At 71.1% G+C, this 21,328-nt stretch carries 19 protein-coding genes; 13 read left to right on the top strand and 6 right to left on the bottom strand.

The window, feature by feature from the left end; all coding sequences use genetic code 11:
* The first annotated feature begins 12 nt into the window (after positions 1-12).
* Positions 13-822 (top strand): aspartate/glutamate racemase family protein, encoded by an 810-nt coding sequence (locus tag PSU4_RS00250; RefSeq protein ID WP_147101341.1) that lies wholly within the window; start codon positions 13-15, stop codon positions 820-822.
* A 94-nt stretch (positions 823-916) separates the two neighbouring features.
* Here PSU4_RS00250 and dmpG read toward each other — a convergent pair whose 3' ends face one another.
* Positions 917-1,951: a 4-hydroxy-2-oxovalerate aldolase gene (gene dmpG, locus PSU4_RS00245; protein ID WP_147101338.1), complete on the bottom strand. Its 1,035-nt coding sequence runs from the start codon at positions 1,949-1,951 to the stop codon at positions 917-919.
* Positions 1,948-2,853, bottom strand: a complete 906-nt coding sequence (locus PSU4_RS00240; protein ID WP_147101335.1) for an acetaldehyde dehydrogenase (acetylating) — start codon at positions 2,851-2,853, stop codon at positions 1,948-1,950. Before PSU4_RS00240 ends, dmpG begins: the two co-directional genes overlap by 4 nt.
* Before the next feature lie 39 nt (positions 2,854-2,892).
* Here PSU4_RS00240 and PSU4_RS00235 point away from each other — a divergent pair, with 39 nt between their 5' ends.
* Positions 2,893-3,663 (top strand): IclR family transcriptional regulator, encoded by a 771-nt coding sequence (locus PSU4_RS00235; protein ID WP_222596116.1) that lies wholly within the window; start codon positions 2,893-2,895, stop codon positions 3,661-3,663.
* A 28-nt stretch (positions 3,664-3,691) separates the two neighbouring features.
* Here PSU4_RS00235 and PSU4_RS00230 read toward each other — a convergent pair whose 3' ends face one another.
* On the bottom strand, positions 3,692-4,261 hold the full coding sequence (locus tag PSU4_RS00230; protein ID WP_147101330.1) for a DUF4203 domain-containing protein: 570 nt from the start codon (positions 4,259-4,261) through the stop codon (positions 3,692-3,694).
* A gap of 185 nt (positions 4,262-4,446) precedes the next feature.
* On the opposite strand from PSU4_RS00230, the gene PSU4_RS00225 reads away from it, so the two are divergent.
* The 3 genes from PSU4_RS00225 to PSU4_RS00215 all read left to right on the top strand — a co-directional run bounded on the left by PSU4_RS00225 (position 4,447) and on the right by PSU4_RS00215 (position 7,281).
* Positions 4,447-4,917, top strand: coding sequence for a DUF6325 family protein (locus PSU4_RS00225; protein WP_147101327.1), 471 nt, complete (start codon positions 4,447-4,449; stop codon positions 4,915-4,917).
* Entirely contained in the window at positions 4,914-5,279 is a 366-nt protein-coding gene (locus PSU4_RS00220; RefSeq protein ID WP_246114873.1) for an SHOCT domain-containing protein, read from the top strand. The genes PSU4_RS00225 and PSU4_RS00220 overlap by 4 nt, the downstream gene beginning before the upstream one ends.
* A gap of 109 nt (positions 5,280-5,388) precedes the next feature.
* Positions 5,389-7,281: an alkyl/aryl-sulfatase gene (locus PSU4_RS00215; protein WP_147101324.1), complete on the top strand. Its 1,893-nt coding sequence runs from the start codon at positions 5,389-5,391 to the stop codon at positions 7,279-7,281.
* A 51-nt stretch (positions 7,282-7,332) separates the two neighbouring features.
* Here PSU4_RS00215 and PSU4_RS00210 read toward each other — a convergent pair whose 3' ends face one another.
* Together PSU4_RS00210 and PSU4_RS00205 are read right to left on the bottom strand one after the other, a co-directional pair.
* Positions 7,333-8,007: a potassium channel family protein gene (locus PSU4_RS00210; RefSeq protein ID WP_147101320.1), complete on the bottom strand. Its 675-nt coding sequence runs from the start codon at positions 8,005-8,007 to the stop codon at positions 7,333-7,335.
* 114 nt (positions 8,008-8,121) lie between these two features.
* Positions 8,122-10,038, bottom strand: a complete 1,917-nt coding sequence (locus PSU4_RS00205; protein WP_246114872.1) for an alkyl/aryl-sulfatase — start codon at positions 10,036-10,038, stop codon at positions 8,122-8,124.
* Positions 10,039-10,564: 526 nt separating this feature from the next.
* Here PSU4_RS00205 and PSU4_RS00200 point away from each other — a divergent pair.
* A complete protein-coding gene (locus PSU4_RS00200) occupies positions 10,565-13,303 on the top strand; it encodes a winged helix-turn-helix domain-containing protein (RefSeq protein ID WP_147101317.1) in 2,739 nt (912 codons plus the stop codon).
* Here the strand turns inward: PSU4_RS00200 and PSU4_RS00195 are convergent.
* The gene (locus PSU4_RS00195) at positions 13,290-14,243 is read right to left on the bottom strand and encodes a bile acid:sodium symporter family protein (protein ID WP_246114883.1); all 954 of its coding nucleotides are present in this window, start codon (positions 14,241-14,243) and stop codon (positions 13,290-13,292) included. The two genes, PSU4_RS00200 and PSU4_RS00195, sit on opposite strands and share 14 nt — an antisense overlap.
* A gap of 306 nt (positions 14,244-14,549) precedes the next feature.
* On the opposite strand from PSU4_RS00195, the gene PSU4_RS00190 reads away from it, so the two are divergent.
* From PSU4_RS00190 to PSU4_RS00160, 7 genes are all read left to right on the top strand, one after another.
* Positions 14,550-14,750 (top strand): DUF8691 family protein, encoded by a 201-nt coding sequence (locus PSU4_RS00190; protein WP_222596115.1) that lies wholly within the window; start codon positions 14,550-14,552, stop codon positions 14,748-14,750.
* A 43-nt stretch (positions 14,751-14,793) separates the two neighbouring features.
* The gene (locus tag PSU4_RS00185) at positions 14,794-15,279 is read left to right on the top strand and encodes a DUF1269 domain-containing protein (RefSeq protein WP_147101311.1); all 486 of its coding nucleotides are present in this window, start codon (positions 14,794-14,796) and stop codon (positions 15,277-15,279) included.
* 66 nt (positions 15,280-15,345) lie between these two features.
* The gene (locus PSU4_RS00180) at positions 15,346-16,575 is read left to right on the top strand and encodes an AI-2E family transporter (protein ID WP_147101308.1); all 1,230 of its coding nucleotides are present in this window, start codon (positions 15,346-15,348) and stop codon (positions 16,573-16,575) included.
* A 21-nt stretch (positions 16,576-16,596) separates the two neighbouring features.
* Positions 16,597-17,043 (top strand): DUF7144 family membrane protein, encoded by a 447-nt coding sequence (locus PSU4_RS00175; RefSeq protein WP_147101305.1) that lies wholly within the window; start codon positions 16,597-16,599, stop codon positions 17,041-17,043.
* Between the two features lie 2 nt (positions 17,044-17,045).
* Complete coding sequence (locus PSU4_RS00170) at positions 17,046-18,749, top strand: SulP family inorganic anion transporter (protein ID WP_222596114.1); 1,704 nt, start codon at positions 17,046-17,048, stop codon at positions 18,747-18,749.
* Positions 18,750-20,468 carry a SulP family inorganic anion transporter gene (locus PSU4_RS00165; RefSeq protein WP_147101300.1) on the top strand — a complete coding sequence of 573 codons (1,719 nt, stop codon included), beginning with the start codon at positions 18,750-18,752 and terminating at the stop codon, positions 20,466-20,468.
* 177 nt (positions 20,469-20,645) lie between these two features.
* Positions 20,646-21,326: a GntR family transcriptional regulator gene (locus PSU4_RS00160; RefSeq protein ID WP_147101294.1), complete on the top strand. Its 681-nt coding sequence runs from the start codon at positions 20,646-20,648 to the stop codon at positions 21,324-21,326.
* Positions 21,327-21,328: the final 2 nt, after the last annotated feature.

Genomic DNA, 21,328 nt, shown 5'->3' with positions numbered 1-21,328 from the left:
GAGGGAGAACCGTTGAAGATCTGGTTCCAGAAACACACGATCATCGGGCGCAACCCGTGGCTCGACGAGACCTATCCGAAGCACGCGCAGGCGATGCTCGAGGACCGCGCCGAGGTCACGTTCGTCGGTCTCCCGGACGCGGTCTACGACGACCAGATCCCGGCCGACTACGTGCGGTTCGGCCAGATCGAGGTCTTTTTCTCCTGGTACTTCGCCTCCCAGGCGGTGAAGGCCGAGCGCGCCGGGTACGACGCCTACGTCATCGGCACCAGCCAGGACCCGGGGCTGGCGATGGCCCGATCGCTCGTCTCGATCCCGGTGCTGGCCTACGGCGAGACGGCGTTCTCCCTGGCCCGCACGCACGGGCTGCGCTTCGGCGTCGTCGGGTTCATCCCCGAGCTGCAGGAGGCGCTGACCGCCAACATCCGGCGGCTGGGGCTCGCCGAGTCCTGCGCAGGCTTCGAGTACCTGCCCGGTGGCCGCGACCTGGTCACGGCCGCCACCCGCGACGGCTCCACCGGCGCGCTGGCCGCCGCGATGGACGAGGCCGCCGCGGCGCTGCGCGCGCAGGGGGCGCAGTGCATCGTCCCCGGTGAGGGGCTGCCCAACGAGATGCTCTGGGCGGCCGGGATCCACGAGGTCGGCGGCCTCCCGGTGATCGACTGCGACGGTCTGGTGATGCTCACCGCCGAGATGCACGCCCGGGCCCGCCGGCTCCACGTGTGGGCGGCCGACGACGACAGCTATGACACCCGCCGGGCGCCCGACGACGTGATCGACCGGATGACGGAGATCTTCAGCCCGGGCGGCGGCAGGTGGTGAGCGCGGAGCGGTCCATCAACGCCCCGCCGAGTTCGACGTGGGACTGGTTCGATCATGCTCGGGGCCAGTCCCAGGTCGAACTCGGCGCCGGGGGTCAGGCTTCGTCGCGCTCGGCCGCGAGCGTGATGGCGACGTCGATGATCATGTCCTCCTGGCCGCCGACGTACCCCAGCTCACCGCAGCGGCGCAGAATGTCGTGGGCCGGGACCTTGTAGCGCTCGCCGGCCCGCTCGGCGTGGAGCAGGAACGACGAGTACACCCCCGCCCAGCCCTGCACGACGGCGTTGCGGTCCATCTTCGGCCAGCGCTGCAGGTACGGGCGCACGACGTCCTCGGCCGCGTCGAGCAGCAGGCCCGCGTCGACGCCGGCGTCGATGCCGAGGCGGTCGAACACCGCGGCGAGCACCTCGGTGGGGGAGTTGCCCGACCCCGCACCGAGCGCGCACAGCGACCCGTCGATCGACCGGACGCCGGTCTCGTAGGCGATCACCGAGTTCGCGACGCCCATCGAGAGGTTCTGGTGACCGTGGTACCCGACGAGCGCCTCGTCGCCGACCTCGTCGAGCAGGGCCTCGAAGCGCGCCTTCGCCTCGTGCATCAGCAGGGCGCCCGCGGAGTCGGTGACGTACGGGCACTCGCACCCGGCGTCGACCATGATCCGGGCCTGCTTCGCGAGGTCGGCGGGGTCGGTGCGGTGGGCCATCATCAGGAACCCGACGGTCTCCATGCCCAGCTCCCGCGCCGCGGCGAAGTGCTGCGGCGACACGTCGGCCTCGGTGCAGTGCGTCGCGACGCGCACCATCTCGGCACCCGCGTCGTGGGCGCGCTTGAGGTCGTCGACGGTCCCGATGCCGGGCACGAGCAGCACCGCGATCTTCGCGGTGCGGGCTTCCTCGCGGGCCGCCGCGATCAGCGTCATCTCGTCGGTGCCGGAGAACCCGTAGTTGAACGACGAGCCGCCGACGCCGTCGCCGTGCGACACCTCGATCCACTCGATCCCCGCCGCGTCGAGCGCCCGGACGGTGTCACGGACCTGGGTCTCGGTGAACCGGTGCGCCATCGCGTGGCTGCCGTCGCGCAGGGTGGTGTCGATGATCCGGACGTCGTTGCGGAGGGCGGGCTTGGTCATGCGAGAGCTCCCAGCTCGGCGCGGGCCATCAGCTCGCCGGTGCGCGCGGCGGCCGCGGTCATGATGTCGAGGTTGCCGGCGTAGGGCGGCAGGTGGTCGCCGTTGCCCTTGACCTCCAGGAAGACGGCGACGCGGGCGTGCCCGCCCCACTCGTCGGTGGGCTCGTCGAACTGCGGCTCGGCGCGCAGCGTGTAGCCCGGCACGTACTCCTGCACCTTCAGCACCATGTCGTGCACCGATGCGGTGATCGCGGCGCGGTCGGCGTCGGCACCGATCATGGCGTAGACGGTGTCGCGCATGATCATCGGCGGTTCGACCGGGTTCAGGACGATGATCGCCTTGCCCCGGTCCGCCCCACCGACCTCCGCGACCGCGCCACCGGTGGTGTGGGTGAACTCGTCGATGTTGGCACGCGTACCCGGTCCCGCCGACCGCGACGAGATCGACGCGACGATCTCCGCGTAGGGCACCGGCGTCACCCGGGACACCGCGGCGACCATCGGGATCGTCGCCTGCCCACCGCAGGTGATCATGGAGACGTTCACGGCGTCGAGGTGGTCCTCGCCGTTGACCGCCGGGCACACCATCGGGCCGAGGTGCGCGGGAGTGAGGTCGACGGCGCGGATGCCGGCGGCCTCGTAGCGCGGGGCGTTGGCGGCGTGCGCCTTGGCCGAGGTGGCCTCGAAGACGATGCGCGGCAACGGGTCCTGCGCGAGCAGCCAGTCCACGCCGCCCGCCGAGGCCTCGACGCCGGCCTCACGGGCCCGGGCCAGGCCCTCGGACTCGACGATGCCGGCGACGTAGCGCAGGTCGAGCACGTCGCTGCGCTGCAGCTTGACCAGGAGGTCGGTGCCGATGTGGCCGGGCCCGACGATGGCGACCGGCACCTTGGGGGTGTCCATGCCTGGACGATGGCACCGGCATGGCGCACGCTGGAAGGCGTGCGGTCCACTCAACGGAACACCTCTCGCGAGGTCCCCAACTCCGTCCTCGGGCGTGCGCTCACCGTGCTGACCGCCTTCGAGCTGGGCGACGACGAGCTCTCCCTGGCCGAGCTGGTGCGCCGGACCGGGGTCGCGAAGGCCACCGTCCACCGGCTCGTGACGGAACTGGCGGAGTGGCGTGTCGTCGAACGCACCCCCGGCGGTGGGGTGCGCCTGGGCATCCGGCTCTTCGAGCTGGGGCAGCTCGTGCCCCGCCAGCTCGGCCTGCGCGAGGCCGCCGCCCCGTTCCTCGCCGACCTGTTCGAGGCCACCCACGAGACCGTCCACCTGGCCACACCCGACGGCACCGAGGTCGTCTACGTCCAGAAGCTGGAGGGGCGCGCCGGGCCGCGGGTGCCGTCGCGGGTGGGTGGGCGGATGCCGATGCACTGCACCGGCGTCGGCAAGGCGATGCTCGCGTTCGCGCCACCGGAACTCGTCGACGAGGTGCTGCGCGCCGGCCTGACCCGCCGTGCCCCGCGGACGATCATCGCGCCCGGTCTGCTGTCCGCGGAGCTGGAGCGCATCCACGAGCGCGGCGTCGCCTACGAGCGCGAGGAGTCGGGGATCGGCGTCACCTGCGTCGCCGCGCCGGTCCTCGACGCCGACAGCCGCGCCGTCGCCGCCTTGTCGATCACGGGCTGGGTCAACCGCTTCGACCCCGAACGCCTCGCCCCGGCCGTCCGCACCGCCGCCCTGGGCCTGAGTAGGCGCCTCCGGCACCTGTGAGCGTGAGGACCTGCGTGCGCGGGCCTGCTCAGGACGCGACGTCCTTCGCCTGCAGGAGGCGGCGCTGGGTCAGCCAGCCGACGACCGCCAGTCCGATCCACGCGACCGCGGCGATCGCCGACTGCCAGGCGGAGACGGGGGTGCGGAGGAAGCCGAGGGCGTCGGGGAACGCCCGCGCGAGCCCGCTGAGGACGAGGCCGGCCCCACCGAGTGCACAGACGACGGCGAGCGCGGTCTGCCGGAAGCGCTGGGTGACCAGGCCTCCGATGAAGGCCGTGGCAGCGACGAACAGGACGGCCAGCAGGACGCTGCCGCCGTCCGGTTGGAGGAGTCCGAAGACCTTCGCCCCGATCACCGCACCGGCAAGACCACCGACGAAGAACAGCGCGACACGGAAGACAAGGTGGGCGAGAGCCCAGGCGCCGACGGCGGCGGCGGCCGCCACGACGAGAGCGGTGAGGACGGTGGCGTCGAACGGTTCGGTCAGCAGCCATCCGACCGCGAAGCCGGATGCCAGGACGGCGAGGTTGAGCGATCTGGCGCCGGCGAAGCAGAGCAGCAGACCGACGACCAGCACGCCGAGTCCCGTGGTTTCCATGGTTTCGGCCTCCCTTCCCCCGGGATCGTGGGGCGCAGGGGAGGCCGGCCACGTCATTCGGGACGGATGATCCGCGGGCCGTGGGCGTCGGCGCAGCCTCTCGGTATGGGCGTGACACGGGCGGGGTCGGCCGCCGAGCTGAGTCGGCGGGCACAGAGTTCACCACCCGAGGCGAGGAGTGTGCAGTGAGGACCGGACTCGGACCGATCGAGATCATGGTGATCAGCTTTCCCGGCAGCCGCTTCAACGGCACGGTGCTCGACGAGGTCAGGACGCTCGTGGACCGTGACGTGGTCAACATCGTCGACGGCCTGCTCATCCGGAAGGGTCTCGACGGCGTGGTCGACTTCGTCGAGTTCGACCAGCTCGGGCTCGAGGACGACGTCGCGCCCCTCGCCGCCCTGGTCGGGGAGGTCGTCCACGATCTCGTCTCGGCAGAGGACGTGATGGAACTGGCGGCGGGCGTGGAGCCCGGTTCGTCGGCGGCGCTCGTCGTGTTCGAGCACGAGTGGGTGAAACCGTTGCGCACCGCGATCGTCGACTCGGGCGGCGTGCTGGTCGCCGACACGCGGGTGCCCGGGCCCGTCGTCGACGCCGTACTGGATGCCCTGCGCGCCACCGGGTCGCAGACCGACACCGCAAGGAGCTCGTCATGATCATGCGGCGGAGGTTCGGACGGCCGGGGCTGCTCGGCACGATGGCGCGCACGGCGGTCGTCGCCGGGACCGCGCAGGCGGTGACCGGGGGGATGGCGCGGCACGCGGCCGAACGGGATGCCGAACGCGACGCCCAGGCCCAGGCGCAGGAGACGACCTACCAGTCCCAGGCCGAGATCGCCCATCTGCGTCAGCAGCTCGACACCGTCCAGGCCCAGCAGGCCGCGGCGCCGGCGGGGCCCGCCCCTGGTGGCGGCGGGGACATGGTCGCCGAGCTGGAGAAGCTGGCGTCGCTGAAGTCGGCGGGTGTCCTCAGCGACGACGAGTTCGCGGCGGACAAGGCGAGGCTGCTCAGCTCGTAGCCGGGCCCGCGACGGGGGTGGCAGCCGGTCGAGGACGTCGGGTCCGCACGGTGTCGGATCATCCACCGCGTGTGATGGTGGGCGACGGGCCCCCTGCGACTGTCGCCGAATGACGACTCAGCCTCGGCCCGTAGCCCCCGCCATCGTCGAGCAACAGGCGGCGCTCCTCGCACGGCTGCCCTTCTCCGACGACCAGGATTTCGAGGACGCCAACCGCGGGCTGGTCGCCCCGATCGACGACCCGGTCGTCGACGAGGACGGAAAGGTCCTGTGGGACAACGCGACCTACTCGTTCCTCGACGGCGATGCCCCGGACAGCGTGAACCCCAGCCTGTGGCGGCAGTCGAAGCTCGCCGCGATCGGAGGGTTGTTCGAGGTCGTCGAGGGGATCTACCAGGTCCGTGGCATGGACCTGTCGAACACGTCCTTCGTCGAGGGCGACACGGGTGTCATCGTCATCGACACCCTGCTGTCGGCGGAGACGGGTGCGGCCGCGTTGGCCCTGTACCGCAAGCACCGCGGCGACCGCCCGGTCAAGGCGGTGATCTATACGCACTCCCACGCCGACCACTTCGGCGGGGTGAGGGGTTTCGTGACCCAGGACGACGTGGATACCGGGGCCGTGAAGATCTTCGCGCCCGAGGGCTTCATCGAGGAAGCGGTCTCCGAGAATGTGTATGCGGGGACCGCGATGAACCGTCGCGCGGCGTACATGTACGGGGCCGCGCTGGCCCGCGGCCCGCAGGGGCAGGTCGGGGCCGGGCTCGGTCAGACGATCTCCATCGGAACAGTGTCGCTGATCGCGCCGACAGACATCGTCACCACGACCGGGCACGAGGAGACCGTGGACGGCGTGCGGATGGTCTTCCAGATGGCGCCGGGCACCGAGGCGCCGGCGGAGATGCTGATCTACCTGCCGGGCTTCAAGGCGCTGTGCGCGGCCGAGGATGCCACGCACAACCTGCACAACCTGCTGACGCTGCGTGGCGCGGTGGTGCGCGATCCGCACGCGTGGGCGCGCTACCTCACCGAGACGATCGACCTGTTCGGCGGCGACGCCGACGTCGTCTTCGCCTCCCACCACTGGCCGACCTGGGGGACCGAGCGGGTGGTGGGGTTCCTCTCGACCCAACGCGACCTGTATGCCTACCTGCACGACCAGACCTTGCGCATGCTCAACAAGGGGCTGGTCGGGCCGGAGATCGCCGAGGAGATCGTGCTCCCGCCCGCACTGGAGAACGCCTGGAACGCCCGCGGCTACTACGGATCGGTCAGCCACAACGTCACGGCCATCTACCAGCGCTACCTGGGCTGGTTCGACGGCAACCCGGCGCATCTGTGGGAGTACCCACCGGTCGAGAGGGCCACGCGCTACGTCGAGTTCATGGGCGGTGCCGACACGGTCGTCGACAAGGCACGCGCCGCCTTCGACGCCGGTGACTACCGTTGGGTCGCCGAGGTCGTCAACCATGTCGTCTTCGCCCAGCCCGACCACGCCGCGGCCCGGGAGCTGCTCGCCGACACCTTCGAGCAGCTCGGGTACGGCTCGGAGAACGGCACGTGGCGCGACTTCTACCTGTCGGGAGCGACCGAGCTGCGCGACGGGTCGTTCGGAACGCCGACGGAGACGACCGCACCCGACGTGATCGGCCAGCTCAGCCCTTCGATGCTGTTCGATGCGATCGCCATCCAGGTCGACGGGCCGCGGGCGTGGGAGGAGAACCTCACGGTCGACGTCGTGCTCAGCGACGCCGACGAACGGTACCGGCTGCGTCTGGCCAACGGTGTCCTGACCTACAGCCCCCGGCCGCAGAAGGGCGACGCCGACGCCGTGCTGCGGACCACCCGGCGTGCCCTGCCGACGCTCGCGTCGGGCGGCCTGAGCCCCGATGGCCTGGCTGACGCAGGCATGGAGCTGACCGGCGACGCCTCGGTACTTGCGCGGCTCGCCGCCGTCCTGGACCCGGGCGACAAGAACTTCGCCATCGTCACACCGGACTGAGCCGTTCTGCCGCAACACCGGGGAGCCGGCCCGAGCGCACGTCGAGCCGGCTCACGGTGGAGCGGATGGCCCCGTTCCCGGTCGCGGGATCCATGCCGTCACGATCTTGCCGACAGCGGCGATGAGATAGAACTGGCCGACCACGATCTCGAGGACGGTGGCGGTCTCGGTCGCCCAGCCGATCGGGACGAGGTCGCCGTAACCGGTCGTCGACATCGTCACGAAGCTGAAGAACAGCAGATCCGACATCCGGACCGGGGCGCTGAAGGCCGGGTCGGCGCTGACGACGTCGATGAGCCGGTAGAGGAACGCGAAGAACAGGCCGATCTGGAGGTAGGCCGCGACGGCGGCGAGCACGGTGCCGCCGTCGCCGCGGCCGGAGATCGCCACGTCGTGGACGATCACGATGGGGGCGACCAGGTACAGCGCCATGTTGAGACTGAAGAGCGCCACGACCAGGCCGGCCGCGGCCGGGCCGGGTGTCGGGGCTGCGACCGCCGCGATGACCGCGGTGACGGTGGTGATCGCCAGGATCGCGGTCGCCGGAACCAGGACTCGACGTTCCGCGCGCGCCCAGCGGAGCACGACCCACACGACGGCGACCTGAAGCACCGCCGCGCACGCCGAGCCGATCAGGCCGTCGGCGGCGAGTGTCACGGCGTAGGTGGCGAGGACGAGGACGGTCACGACCGCATAGCTGACCCGCCGCTGCGACGCCCTGCGCACCTCGGCGACGTTAGGGACGCCCGGGGTGCGTTGCGTCGTCCGGCGCGGATGAGGTGAGGGCGGTCTGCCGGAAGGGGGTGGCCGCGGTCGCGGTCCCCCTTCTGCTCGCCGCGGCTACGGCGTGACGATCGCGAAGTCCGGGTCGGGGGCGTCGAGGACGCTGAGCAGGCGTTCCAGCACGTCCGCGGGGCCGTCGACGGTCAGGTCGCCGGTCGTCGCCAGGTCCCCGGCACCGGCCTGCCCGGAGAACAGCGCGAGCAGGGCCTGCCTGCTGACGCGGATCGTGGCGTCGGCGTGGCCGCGACCGGAGCCGGGGCCGTGGATGAGCACACCGTTGCGCAGCCGGGACCAGTGCTGGTCCTCGGCGCCGTCGGGTCCGGTGATGGTCCAGTCGATCCCGAGCGTCTCGTCCCACGCACGGGGCCCGTCGACCCGGATCGCCGCGCTGTCGAACAGCTGTCCGAGTGAGAGCTGGGCGAACAGGTCCGGTGCGGCGGTCTGGGTGGGGGTGCCGATCGAGCCGTTGCGCAGCTCGTAGGCCCCGGTGAGGAAGAAGTTGCGCCAGGTGCCGTTCTCGGCGCCGAAACCGAGCTGGTCGAGGGCGGCGGCCTGCAGCTCGCGGGCGGCGCTGTTGTCGGGTGCGGCGAAGACGAGGTGGCCGACGAGCTCGGCGACCCAGCGGAAGTCACCGTCGGCGTAGGCGCGGCGGGCGATTTCCAGGAGTGCGTCCGGCCCGCCGAGCGCGTCGACGTAGCGGCGGCCGGCCTGCGCGGGTGGGTGCGTCCACAGGTGGGCGGGGTTGCCGTCGAACCAGCCCATGTAGCGCTGGTAGATGGCCTTGACGTTGTGGCTGACCGAGCCGTAGTAGCCGCGGGTGTTCCAGGCGTTCTCCAGCGCGGGGGGCATCTGCAGCTGCTCGGCGATCTCGGCGCCCGTCTGCCCCTGGTTGAGCAGTCGCAGGGTCTGGTCGTGCTGGTAGGCGTAGAGGTCGCGTTGCTCGGAGAGCAGCCGCTCGATCCGGTCGCGGCCCCACGTGGGCCAGTGGTGGGAGGCGAACTCGACGTCGGCGGCATCGCCGAACAGCTCGATCGCCTCGGTGAGGTAGTGCGCCCAGGCGTGCGGGTCGCGGACCAGCGCCCCGCGCAGGGTGAGCAGGTTGTGCAGGGTGTGGGTGGCGTTCTCGGCCATGCACAGCGCGTTGCGGTCGGGGAACAGGAAGTTCATCTCCGACGGCGCCTCGGTGCCGGGGGTGACCTGGAAGACGATCCGGACCCCGTCGATCGTTTCCTCCTGACCGGTGCGGGTGATGTCGACCGTGGGCGGGATGAGGGTGACGGTTCCGGTCGAGGTGGTCATCCCGAGTCCCGCGCCCATCTGCCCGGCGGGCCCGACGGGCAGTGCCGCGCCGTACATGTAGGCCGCGCGTCGGCCCATCGCGGTGCCCGCGTAGACGTTCTCGGCCACCGCATGCTCGACGAAGCCCTCGGGGGCCAGCACCGGGACGCGCCCGGCGGCGACGTCGTCACCGGAGATGACGCCGCGGACACCGCCGAAGTGGTCGACGTGGCTGTGGGTGTAGATCATCCCGGTGACCGGGCGCTCGCCGCGGTGGGCGCGGTAGAGGTCCAGCGCCGCGGCGGCGGTCTCGGTGGAGATCAGCGGGTCGATGACGATCACGCCGTCGCGCCCCTCGACGAGGGTCATGTTCGACAGATCCATCCCGCGGACCTGGTACACCCCGTCGGTGACCTCGTAGAGGCCGTGCAGCGCGACGAGCTGGGCCTGACGCCACAGGCTGGGGTTCACCGTGTCCGGGCGGGGGCCGTCGAGCACCGTCGACCACGCGTCGGCGTCCCAGACCACGCGGCCGTCGTCGGTGGTGACCCGGCCGGGGCGATGTGCACCGAGGAAGCCGCGCTTGGCGTCGTCGAGGTCGGCGGTGTCGGTGAACGGCAGCGCGGACTCCATCGCTGCCGCGGCCGTGAGGATCCCGGGGCTCGGGGTGGTGCCGGGTGCGGTCGTCTCGGTCATGGTTCCCTCTCCGCTGTGGGTGATCACGATGTCCGCGCGAGGCCGCGGTCGCTCACCACAGCGTCACCGGGGTTCGGTCCGCCAGGCGTCCTCCTGGCCGGATGAGCTCGGGTCACGCGGTCGCGGGGCCCGCGGCGTGCCTACCCTGCGTGGGCCATGGCTCCTGCTGTGCCTCGGCCCGAGGCTCACCCGGGTCCGGTCTGCATGGCGCCATCCCCGCGGGGTGAGGTGCGGTGGGTGAGCTCGACGCCGATGACCGCGGAGGCGACGAGGAGCAGGCCCAGGACGATCAGCGCCGTCGATCGCCATCGTCTCCCCGGGGAGGCCGGACAAGAAATTGCCCGGACAAGCAATTTGGACGATCTTTCCGGAATTTGAAGTGGCTCTCCTCCTCCCCTGCGGATGAGTTCGGCAGACAGATAGGACTCGCATGTGACGGACCCGAACAGTATGGTGTCGATAATATGATCAATTCGTCTGTCTGCGGCATTTGGGCTAGGTAAGACCCGCCATCCGTCCGAGCGGAATGGCGCTCGACGAGGGGGACCATCGAATGGTGGCTCGGGGGCAGACCGCACATGTGACCATTCCGCCGTCGAAGATCGGCGTACCGCGGGTTCCGGTGGCGGTGATCGCGCGTCCACGGTTGTTCACCGCGTTGCAGTGGGACGGTTCAGCGGATTCATCGCGGGTAGCGCTGATCTGTGCTCCCGCCGGGTACGGGAAGACGACGCTACTGGCCCAGCACGCCGGGAGGCTGCGCGGTGAGGGGCGGCTGGTCGCCTGGATGAGCTGCGACCGCCATGATTCGGATTCGGCGCCACTATGGCGGGCGGTCCTGGCCGCGCTGTCGGCGGCGGTCTGTCACGAGTCGGCTGGTGATATCGAGGACCCCTTCGATGCCCTGACCGTCCCGCCGACCATGGACCGCGCGTTCCTCGCCGAGTTGACCGAGGCGGTGGACGCTCTCCCGGTGCGTATCGAGCTCGTGCTCGATGACTTTCACGAGATCGGCGATGCGGTCACCCTCTCCGGGGTCGCGGATTTCCTCCGCAACCTGCCGGACCGTCTCAGTCTGATCATCAGTAGCCGCCGGGATCCGGCGATTCCACTGCACCGGCTGCGGCTCGACGGGAGGTTGCGGGAGATCCGTGGCAGCGATTTGGCCTTCGGGACCGACGAGATCGACCAGGTTCTGCGCGGTCAGGACGTGCGGCTCGAGTTGGCCGAGCTGAAGAAGCTCTGCTGCCGGACCGAGGGATGGCCTGCTGCCGTGCGGTTGGCGTCGATGGCTCTGGCTGACGAGCCGGACCGGCCGCGGTTCGTCGCGGAGTTCGCCGGTGACGACAGCGCGGTGTCGGCCTATCTGGTGGCCGAGATCCTCAGCCGTCAACCGGAGGCCCTGCAGCGGTTCCTGCTCGACACCTGCGTCGCCGACGAACTGACCGTCGAGCTGGCGGCGAGGTTGTCCGAGCGGGCGGACGCGGGCGCCGTGCTCGACCGGCTGGAGAAGGCGAACGCCCTGGTACAGCGCCTGGGCCGCCACGGAGACTGGTATCGCTACCATGCCCTGCTGCGCTCCTACCTGCTCGCGGAGCTGCGCCGCAGGGATCTCGACGCCGCGCGCACCCGACACCGCAGCGCTGCGCTGTGGTTCGACGACGCGGGCATGCCGCGTCCTGCGATCGAGCATGCCGTGGCGGCGGGCGACGAGGGTCTGATCCGCGGGCTGCTGTCTCAGCACGGTCTGTCGTTGATGCTCGCCGGAAACGGGACGCTGCTCTCGCGCGCCGTGGCCGACAGCCCCGCCGCGGTTCGCGACGACCCCGAAGTCCTCCTGCTCACCGCTGTGCTTGCCTACGATGCCGCGGACTGCCTTACGGGTGATCGGGCGTTGGATCACGTCCGCGGTGGCCCGATCATGGGAGACCGGGCCCGCCGGCTCGCCGAGGTCGCGCATCTCTACCAGGCGCGACTGCGCGGGGACACCGAGATCCTGGGCGTTCCCGGGGGGCCGGCTTCCCTGAGCGGTGCAGCCGAGGACGACGTCGCGCTGCTCGCATTGGTCAACCGCGGGGCGCTGCGCATCGCGGCCGGCGACTACGTCGAGGCCCGAGCCGATCTCACTGCGGCTCTCGACCTCGGACTCGCCCGCGGCCACGATCGCCTCGCGCTGGACTGCATGAACCAGTTGTCCGGGGTCACCGGGGCGGTGAGCCTGATCGGCGAGTCCGCCTCGTGGGCGCGCCGCACTGCCGCGCACGCCGCCGACCACGGTTGGGCGACGTCTCCGCAGCTGGCCTACTCCTACGCGTTGGGGGCATGGTGCGCGCATCTGGTGCTCGACCTCGACAACGCGAACCGTCAGGCGGGGATCACGATGGCGGTGCTCCAGGGCGGTGCCATCGAGCCGGAGGCGGAGCTGGCCGCCCGCTCCAGCGCCGCGGTCGTGACCTTCGACCGGTACCCACACCGTCGCCGCGCGCTGCGGGACATGGACGCCGTGTGGGCACCGGTCGGCGATGTGCTGCCCTCGCCTGCGCTCATCGCGTTCGCCCAGCTCGCCGAGATGCGGATGTGCCTGACGCTCGCGGATCGGGGACTGGCTGCGGCGGTCGTGTCCCGGGTCGGCCGACTCCTTGCAGGCACCGGCGATGCGCTGGTCATCCGGGCCCTCGACGTCATGGACCACCAGCGCCACGACCGGGCGCGTGCGCTGATCGCGCCGGTGCTGGCCGGGGACGTCCCCGTCGTGGTCGTGACCACGCACATCACGGCATGGCTTGTCGAAGCGCTCGCCACCACCAGGAACGGGATGACCGAACCCGCCCACCGGGCCCTGCTCGCGGCGTTGGCGCTCGGCGAGAGCAGCGGTGTGCTGCGCCCGTTCTACGACCTGGGGCAGCCGGTGCACGACCTGCTCGTGGGTGCGCTCGGGCGCGTCGGTCACCTCGAGCCGTTCCTGGCCCACCTGCTCGAAGCGTGGCGTGAGGCCGAGGCCTGGCAGAACCGCGTGTCCGGGCACGGCGGGGACACCGAGCACGGCGGCGGCCGGCCCACGGCCGCGGTCGCCGCCCCGCTGACCGCGCGGGAGATCGAGGTGCTGCGCGAGCTGCCGTCGCTGCTGACCGCCGACGAGATCGCGGTGCAGCACCAGGTCAGCGTGAACACCGTCAAGACCCACATGCGGTCGCTGTACCGGAAGCTCGGGACGGCGAACCGCCGTGAAGCCGTTGCGGTGGCGCGCAGGCTCAGTCTGCTGTGAGCCCCGGCGGTCGGGACGCGTCGCGGACCGCACCGAGCTCTCTCAGCGCCGCCTCCTCGGCGGCGGCGTCCTCGCTCACCCGACTCTGGCCGGTGCTGCGCCGGTGGGCCAGCCAGGAGGCGACCGGCAGCTCGACGACGAGTCCGACCAGCAGAATCCCCGACACCGCCGCGAGGATCGCGGGATCGTTGCCGAAGGCGATCGCCACCGCGGCGAATGCCGGGCCGGCGTTGCGCGTCGGCGCGATCAGCGCCGTCGTCGTCCGGACCGCCTTCGTCCCGGCCGACAGGGCGAACCCGACGGCGATGCCGACCACGGTGAACACAGCCGCCGCCAGCAGCGTCAGGGACCCGAGCAGGTCGATGATCTGTTGCCAGCTGCCCAGCACACCCAGCGCCAGGACCCCGACGAAGGTCAGGTTGGACACCCGGCCCGCAGGTGCCGTCCACGACGCCGCGGTGCCGGGCGCCCACGCCCGCAGCGCGAGCCCCACCGCGAAAGGAACGAGCTGGAGCACGGCGACGCTCAGGACCAGACGCCCGACCGGGAGACTGACGTCCTCGCCCAGCCCAGCCCATCCGAGCAGCAGATTCGCCGTCACCGGAAAGGTCAGGCTGCCGATCGCGGCGAGTACCACCTGCAGCACCGAGCCCGTGACGACGTCCCCCTTCTGGATCATCGCCATCTTCGCGCCGAACGGCGCACCTGGCGAGGACGCGACGAGCACCAGCGCCACCGTCGCGGCCGAGGACAGCGCGAACACCAGCCCGACAACCAGTCCCAGCAGCGGGACGACGACGAGGTTGGCGACCAGGACCAGGACGACCAGCAGCCCGTTGCGCAGCACCGCGACCAGCGCCGCCACCTGGGTGCGCAGGCCGGCGACGAACATCGTCGCGACCACGAACACCACGAGGACCGTGTTCAGCAGCGCGTTCATCACGTCCACGTAGAGCTCCTTCCCCGGACCACCGGCCACCCGAAGTGTCGACAGGTCACCCCGCGCGACACGTCGCCTGCCGAGGATGAGCCGCGCCCACCGCGCGTGACAGTGCCGGCTGCCATGAGCCGTCCACGGGCCGGTGGCGTCGGTGCCGCGGTCGAGGATCCGGTCGCCGATGCCGGCGTGGTGGTCGCGGTCTCGTCCGCGATGGATGAGGACGCCGGCGGTGCCGCGGGAGGAACGTCGTCCACCGTGATGCCCGGGGAGCACACCTCCCATCCGCCGCCGGGAGGAGGGATCCGGTTGAGGTACGAGTTCGTCATCGCCGCCAGGTTGTCCGACACGGTGGTCGCGGCGTTCCCGGAGTTGAAGGTCTCCGAGCGGCCCGGCACCGGCACGACGTTGTTCGGGCCGGTGACCGACCGGGCCCACCTCGACGGGCTGCTGGCCCAGTTCAGCGACCTCGGTCTGGAGCTCGTCGACATGCACCGGCTCCCCGACTGAACAGCCCGATGGTTCACGCCGACCACATCTGGAGGACACCCGTATGGCCACGCTCACCGTCTGGAAGTTCGACAGCGCCATCGGCGCCGACGACGCCGTCACGACACTGCAAGGGCTGGCGAAACAGCAGCTGATCACGGTGCACGACGCGGCGACCGTGTCCTGGGTACAGGGCGCGAAGAAGCCGAAGACCCGCCAGCTGAACAACCTCACCGGTGTCGGACCACTCGGCGGCATGTTCTGGGGCCTGCTGTTCGGGCTGATCTTCTTCATCCCGCTGATCGGGGCGGCGATCGGTGCCGCCACCGGCGCGCTCGGCGGGGCCCTGCGCGACGTGGGCATCGACGACGACTTCATCAAGCAGGTCCGGGACCAGGTCACGCCCGGTACCTCGGCACTGTTCGTGATGACCTCCGACGCCGTCCTCGACAAGGTCCACCAAGCCTTCGAGGGCCAGGCACCGAAGCTGATCAGCACGAACATGTCCACCGACCAGGAGAACGCCCTGCGGTCGGTGTTCGCCGACTGATCCGGCGCGCGCAGCCGGTGACGCGTGCCGGGCTGCACGCCCCGCCCACATCGAGAGAGGCGCGTGATGACCCAGACCGTCCCGGGCGACCGCGGCGACGAGGTCCTCCCCACGGGGATGCCGCGCGGGCTGGTCGTCGTGCTGGCGGTGACGGGCCTGCTGGTCAGTACCCTCGCCCTCCAGCAGTTCAGCTCGATCGTGGCTCCGGTGCTGCTGGCGCTGATCCTGGTCATCGGCGTGCATCCCCTGACCGGGAACCTCACCAGACGGGGTGTGCCGCGATGGCTCGCCGCGACGGTCAGCCTCGTCGTGGTCCTGGCGATCATCATCGGGCTCGCGGCGTCGCTGGCGCTGTCGGTGGCCCGGCTCGGCACGCTGCTGCCGATGTACCAGGATCGTTTCGTCGCGCTCCTGGACGGGCTGCGCGCCTGGCTCGCCGGCCTGGGTGTGGGCCCCGAACAGCTGCAGAATCTCGTCGGCCAGATCGACTTCGGCAAGGTCGCGGGCGTGGTAACCGATCTGCTGGCCGGGCTGGCCAGCACGTTCACCAACCTGCTGTTCCTCATCTTCGTCGTGCTGTTCATGAGCGTCGACGCGCTCGGGTTCTCCCACCGCCTCCGGCAGGTCGGGGGCCGGCAGCCCGCGATCGTGTCCGCGCTGCGCGGGTTCGTCACGGGTACCCGCAGCTACCTGTTCGTCGCGACGCTGTTCGGGCTGATCGTCGCGGTGGTGGACACCGTGTTCCTGTGGATCGCCGGGGTGCCGTTGGCGCTGCTGTGGGGGCTGCTCGCGTTCGTCACGAACTACATCCCCAACATCGGGTTCATCATCGGTCTCGTGCCGCCGGCGCTGCTCGCGCTGCTCGAGGGCGGGCCCAAGCTGATGCTCATCGTGATCGTGGCCTACTGCGTCATCAATTTCGTGATCCAGTCGCTGATCCAGCCCAAGTACGTCAGCGACGCGGTGAACCTCTCGCTCACCTTGACCTTCCTGTCGCTGGTGTTCTGGGCGTTCGTGATCGGCCCGCTCGGTGCGGTACTCGCGATCCCGCTGACGCTGCTCACCAAGGCGCTCCTGCTCGATGTCGACCCCCGGACCCGGTGGATGTCGGCGTTCCTTGTCGGCGGCAAGGCCGGACCGGACGAACCCGCGTCCTCCGGATCACCCCCTGACGGTCCGTCCGCAGACGTGGCGTCCCCGGACCGAGCAGCGCCCGTTCCCGCGGTCCCCGATCCCCAGGAGCGAGACGTCGACGCGTCACCGACACCCCAAGGCCCCCCCAGCTCGCGACGATGACCCGACGAGAGGAGCAGGAGCATGAGCACCACGAACCCGGACCCACCCTCACCCGCAGGTGCCCGCCCCCTACCGGAGCCGACACGTCGACCATGGGCGACCGGGCTCGCGCTCTTCGCCGGTGTCGTCATGCTCGTGACCGGGGTGCTGGCCGCGCTGGCCGGGATCGCGGCGCTGCTCGACGACGACGTGTATGTCGGTGTGCAGGGCTACGTCTATGCCTTCGACCTCACCGGGTGGGGCTGGATCCACCTGATCCTCGGCGTGCTCGTCGCGGCTGCGGGGGCCGGGGTCCTCGCCGGACAGCTCTGGGCCCGCGGCATCGGAATCCTGCTGGCGAGCCTGAGCCTGATCGCGAACTTCCTGTTCCTGCCCTACTCGCCGTGGTGGTCGATCCTGATCATCGCGCTCGACGTCGCCGTGATCTGGGCCCTCTCGGTCTACCGCACCGAGGGTGCGCGCGGCTGACGGTGGCCAAGCCGACACGCCCCCGGTTCAGGTCGCCGCTGACCGATCTGCGCCGGATCGCCGACCGCCGGGTGCTGCGCCGCGACCTCGCCGCCGGGGTCGTGCTCGGGATCGAGAGCGTTCCCGACGGGCTGGCCCGCGGTCTGCTGGTCGGCGCGGCGCCGCTGTCGGGGCTCTACGGCTACCTGTTCGGGATGGTGGCGGCCGCGGTGGTCACGGCCACCCCGCTCGTCGTCGTCCAGGCGACCGGAGCGTTGGCGATCATCGTGGCCGATGTCGATCTCGCGGCCTTTCCCGATCCTGCACGCGCGCTGGCCACCCTGACGGTGCTGACCGGCGGAGTGCTGGTCGTCGGCGGGCTGTTGGGGGTCGGCGGCCTGCTGCGGTTCGTCTCGACGGCGGTGATGACCGGGTTCGTCGCGGCTGTCGGGGTGAACATCGTGCTCAGCCAGCTCGGCACGCTGACCGGTGCCGATCTGGGGGTGGGCAACCGGCTCGAGCAGCTGCTGCGCCTGCTGACCGCGCCAGGACGCATCGATCTCGCCTCGACCGCCGTCGGCGTCGTCACCGTGGTCCTCGTCGTGCTGCTCACCCGGACCCGGCTGGGGGCGCTCGGGATGGTGGTGGCGGTCGTCGTGGGTTCGGCGCTGGCGGCCCTGTTCGGCGGCCTCGGCCACCCCGTGCAGCTCATGCGGGACCTGGTCGACGTGCCGCGGTCGCTGCCCGGGGCCGTCCTCCCGGCCTTCGGCGAGAGTCTCGCGCTGCTGCTGCCCGCGGTGTCGCTGGCTTTCGTCGGTGCCGTGCAGGGTGCGGCGGTGTCGGCGTCGGTGGCCCGCCGCGAGGACGCTCCCACCAACCCGTCGCGGGACATCACGGGCCAGGGTGTCGGCAATCTGGTCTCGGGCCTGTTCCAGGGCATGCCGGTCGGTGGGTCGTCGTCGGCGAGCTCACTGGCCGCTGCTGCCGGCGGCCGGACCCGGCTCGTGCCGCTCTCGGCCGCGGTGGTCATGGCGCTGGTGATCGTGCTGCTCGGCGGCGCCGTCGGGCTGGTCGCGATGCCCGCGCTGGCCGGCCTGCTGGTCGTCGTCGGGGCCTCCACGGTCCGCCCCGCCCAACTCGTCTCCGTCGCCAGGGTCGGGCTGGTCCAGCTCACCGTCCTGACGGTCACGTTCGTGCTGACCATGATCGTGCCGCTGCAGTACGCGGTGCTGGTCGGGGTCGGGCTCTCGATCGTCCTGCACGTGGTGCGCCAGTCCGGCACGCTGGTGCTCGTCCAGGCCCATCTCGTGGCCGGCGGTCGCATCCGCGAGTCCGAACCGGTCGCCGAGGTCCCGGCCGGGCAGGTCGTGGTCCTGCAGCCCTACGGCAGCATCTTCTTCGCCTCCGCCGCAGCACTCGAGGCCCGGCTCCCCACGGTCACCCCGGAGTCGCGCGGGAGCGTGGTGATCCTGCGGCTGCGCGGCGTCGAGGACGCCGGTGCGACCTTCACCGACGTCCTCGACCGCTACGCCGCTGCGCTGCGCGCGGCCGGGTCCCGGTTGGTCATCGTCCTCGACAGTCCCCGACTGCTCCGCCAGCTCCGGGTCACCGGCGTGCTGGACGTCCTCGGAGAGGAGAACGTCTACCGTGGCAACGAATGGGTCGGGCACGCGCTGCGACGGGCCCACCGCGATGCCCACGCCTGGGTCACCGAGCAGGGCGGGTGAGTGGCCGTGCTGAAGGGCTGGGCCGCGGTCTCGCCGCGGCGTGACGTCCTCGCCGGGCTCACCGTGTGGGCGGTCCTGGTCCCGGAGTCGCTCGCCTACGCCACGATCGCCGGGGTCTCGCCGGTGGTCGGGCTCTACGCGGCCGTGCCGTCGTTGCTGATCTACGCGCTGCTCGGCAGCTCCCGGCACCTCGTCGTCGCCCCGATGTCGGCCACCGCCGCGCTCTCGGCGGGCACCGTCGCGCTGTTCGCCGGCGGCGACGCCGCCCGCTACGTCGCTCTCACGACAGCCCTGGCCGTCGTTGCCGGACTGGTCGCGCTGCTCGCCGGACTGCTGCGGCTCGGGTTCCTGTCGACGTTCATCTCCGAACCGGTGCTCAAGGGCTTCATCATCGGGCTTGCCCTGACGATCATCGTCGGGCAGGTGCCCGCGCTGCTCGGCGTCGACAAGGGCGAGGGTGAGTTCTTCGGCGAGGCCTGGCACGTCCTGACCGAGCTCTCGACGGTCAACTGGCCGACCGCCGCGGTCGGGCTCGGTTCGTTGGCCGTCGTACTGGTCCTGCGCCGCACCCTGCCTCTGGTGCCCGGGTCGCTGGTCGTCGTGGCGCTCGGCATCGTCGCGGTCGCCGTGCTGCACCTCACCGACCACGGCGTCGAGATCGTCGGTCCGATCGAGTCCGGGCTGCCCGCACTCGGCCTCCCCGACGTCGGCATCAGCGACTACCTGGATCTTGCGGGACCCGCCGCCGGGGTCGTGCTGGTCGGTTTCGCCGAGGGTCTGGGCGCCGCCAAGACCTACGCCGCTCGGCGCGGCTACACGATCGACCCGAACACCGAGCTGATCGGCCTGGGTGGGGCCAACCTCGGGGCGGGCCTCGCGTCCGGGATGGTCGTCAACGGCAGCCTGTCCAAGACCGCGGTCAACGGCGGTGCCGGCGCCCGTTCCCAGCTCAGCGGAGTCGTCGTCGCCGCGCTCACGGTCGTCACGCTGCTGCTGCTCACGGGCCTGTTCGAACAGCTGCCCGAGGCCACCCTCGCCGCCGTCGTGATCGCCGCGGTGATCGAGCTCGTCGACCTCGCCGCACTCCGCCGGTTCCGCGCGGTCTGGACGACCCGGCTCGGCCGGATCTACCGCGGTGCTGCCCGCGCCGACTTCCTCGCCGCACTCGCCACGCTCGTCGGAGTGCTGCTGTTCGACACCCTGCCCGGGCTGCTCATCGGGGTGGTCGCCTCCATGGTGCTGCTCCTGCAACACGCGTCCCGGCCGAACGTGCCGCGCTTGCGCCGCGACTCGGCGGGCTCGTGGGTCGACGCCACGGGGCGTGCCGACGGCGAGGAGGACGCAGACATCGCCGTGGTCCGGATCGAGGGCGGACTGTTCTTCGCGAACGCCGACCACGTACGCCAACAGCTCCTCGCCGCGGCCGGAACGGGTGTCCACACCGTCGTCATCGCCGGGGAGACGATCCCGACCGTCGACCTCACCGGTGCGGCCATGCTCGAGGAGACAGCGACGCGGCTGCGCGAGGAGGACGTCGCCCTCGTGCTCGCGCATCCGATCGGGCAGGTCCGCGACGTCCTCCAGACCGCCGGCGCACAGGCGCTCCTCGTGGTCGACACTGTGGATCACGCGATCGCCCTCGCGCGACCCGAGCACCCCGCCCGCCCGGCAACCGGCGAGCGCCCGAGTCCATCGGCCGAGCCGAGCGACGAGTCGTGAACGACGCCTCACGAGGCACGAGCGGCCTCCGCGGCCTGCACTCCGACGACCGGGGCCAGTCAGGTGTGAGCTCTTGCATACAAACCTCCTACAGGATATTTTCTATTCACTGCAGCGAGCGTCGGAGGGAGACTCCCGTGAGCCGGTACCACCCGCGTTACCTGCAAGATTTGCCTTGTGACCGATCCTGAGGTTCCGACCCACCAGACGAAGTCGGAGCTGGCCCTGCGGGTCCTGCGCGAACGAATCCGCAGCGGGCAGCTGGAGGTGGGCTACCGCCTGCAGGTCGACGAGCTGGCGCGCGAGCTGGGGATGAGCCCGACCCCCATCCGGGAGGCGCTGCGTCTGCTGCAGGCCGACCGGCTCGTGCACTACGAGGCCCATCGGGGTGTCGTGGTCGCCCGGCACTCGCCCGAGAAATTGTCCGATGTGTATGCAATGCGCATGGCGCTGGAGCCCCTCGCCACCCGCCTGGCGATCGAGCGCATGACCGACGAGCAGAAGGGGGAACTGCAGACGATCCATGAGAACTTCCTCGCGGCCGGTCGCGCCGGCCGCGGGAAACGGATGGCCCAGCTCAACTCCGCCTGGCACCTGGCGATCTACCAGGCCGCGGGCTCGGACATGCTGCAGCACTTCACCGGACGGCTCTGGGACGTCTTCCCGTGGCGGACCAACTGGGCCGTCGAGCAGCGGTCGTCGGACAGCATGCGCGAGCACGACGAGGTGATGGCCGCCGTGGCGGCGGGTGACGCCCAGGCCGGTGCGGACGCGATGTGCGCGCACATCGGCGCGGGAGCAGCCTCCGAGCAGCCCGAGCTGGGCGAGGAACCGAAGACGACGGAACCGAAGACGTAGTC

Source organism: Pseudonocardia sulfidoxydans NBRC 16205 (assembly GCF_007989085.1).
GTDB classification, from domain to species: domain Bacteria; phylum Actinomycetota; class Actinomycetes; order Mycobacteriales; family Pseudonocardiaceae; genus Pseudonocardia; species Pseudonocardia sulfidoxydans.
The sequence above is the reverse complement of the archived record's forward strand: the minus strand, read 5'-3'. Positions and strand labels throughout refer to the sequence as shown.